Source organism: Nocardiopsis prasina DSM 43845, from assembly GCF_000341265.1.
GTDB classification, from domain to species: Bacteria; Actinomycetota; Actinomycetes; order Streptosporangiales; family Streptosporangiaceae; genus Nocardiopsis; species Nocardiopsis prasina.
This window is the reverse complement of record NZ_ANAE01000026.1, coordinates 1-1,526: the sequence shown is the minus strand read 5'-3', so window position 1 is coordinate 1,526 and position 1,526 is coordinate 1. Positions and strand designations below refer to the sequence as shown.

Below are 1,526 nucleotides of genomic sequence, written 5' to 3'. Positions count from 1 at the left end.
CCGGACCTCCGACGCGCTCAGCTGCGACTCCAGCTGGTCCATGGTCCGCGGTCCGATGATCGCCGAGCTGACGGCGGGGTGCTCCAGCACGAAGGCCAGGGCGAGCTCGATCAGCGTGAGCCCGTTGTCCTCGGCCACCCCCACCAGCTGCTCGACCGCCTCCAGCTTGGCCGCGTTCTGCGGCTTGTCGGGGTCGTAGCGGTCGGGCATCCGGCTCATCCGGGGACTGTCCACCTGGGCGCCCCTGCGGTACTTGCCGGAGAGCCACCCGCCCGCCAGCGGGCTCCACGGCAGCACACCCATGGAGTACTCGCGTGCCACAGGCAGCACGTCGGCCTCGATGCCGCGCGTGAGGATCGAGTAGGGCGGCTGCTCGGTGACGAACCGTTCGCGGCCCCGCCGCTCGGCGACCCAGTGCGACTCCACGAGCCGGTGCGCCGGGAAGGTCGAGCACCCGGCGTAGCGGATCTTGCCCGCGCGCACGAGGTCGGTGAGCGCGCCCAGCGTCTCGTCCACGTCGCAGTCGGGGTCGGGTCGGTGGATCTGGTAAAGGTCGATGTGATCGGTGCCCAGTCGGCGCAGGCTCTCGTCGACCTCGCGCACGAGCCAGCGCCGGGAATTGCCCCGCGCATTGGGGTCGGTGCCCATGGGCCCGTGGGCCTTGGTGGCGACGACGACGTCGTCGCGGCGCCCGCTGAGGGCCTTGCCGACGATCTCTTCGGACTCGCCCGCCGAGTACACGTCGGCGGTGTCGATGACGTTGATCCCGGCGTCCAGTGCCCGGTGGATGATGCGCACGGAGTCGTCGTGGTCGCTGTTGCCCCAGGAGCCGAAGTTCATGGCGCCGAGGGTGAGCGGACTGACTCTGACGCCGGTGCGGCCCAGCGGTACGTACTCCATTGCCGGCGGCCTTTCGTGACGTACGAAATGCGGACGGCGGACGCGGAGCCCGCCTGCGGTCAACCTATGGCACGCCCCGCACCGCCGCGGCGACCGGTTCCGACCGGCCGGTCGGTTACGCCGGCCGCGCCGTGGGCAGCGGGCCGTTCGACAACTTCGAGGAGGGGTGACAGTGACCACACCGGCGAAAGCACGATCCGTACACCTGGTTTCGCGCCCGCAGGGCGAGCCGGTCCCGGAGCACTTCAGCATCGTCGACGAGGCCGTGGCCGAGCCCGCCGAGGCCGAGGTGCTGGTACGCAACCGCTACATGTCCGTGGACCCCTACATGCGCGGCCGCATGAACGACACGGAGTCCTACGTCCCGCCGTTCGCGCTGAACCGCCCGATGGAAGGGGCCGCGCTGGGCGAGGTGGTGGCGTCGCGCGCCGACGGAGTCGCCGAAGGCACCCTGGTGCTGCACAACCGGGGATGGCGCGAATACGCCACGATCCCCGCGGCCGAAGCGCGGCCGGTCGATCCCGACCGGGTGCCGTCGGTGACCTCCTACTTGGGCATCGCGGGGATGACCGGGCTCACCGCATGGGTCGGGCTCTTCGACATCGCCCGGACCGCCCCCGGCGAGA

The 1,526-nt window shown here is 71.1% G+C and carries 1 protein-coding gene and 1 pseudogene; one reads left to right on the top strand and one right to left on the bottom strand.

Going from position 1 to position 1,526, the window contains the following annotated elements; translation table 11 throughout:
* On the bottom strand, window positions 1-900 hold a 900-nt coding region (locus tag D452_RS0101055), incomplete at its 3' end, for an aldo/keto reductase (protein WP_017542322.1).
* 172 nt (window positions 901-1,072) lie between these two features.
* Here D452_RS0101055 and D452_RS0101050 point away from each other — a divergent pair.
* A pseudogene (locus D452_RS0101050) lies at window positions 1,073-1,526 on the top strand (NADP-dependent oxidoreductase); the annotation flags it as partial.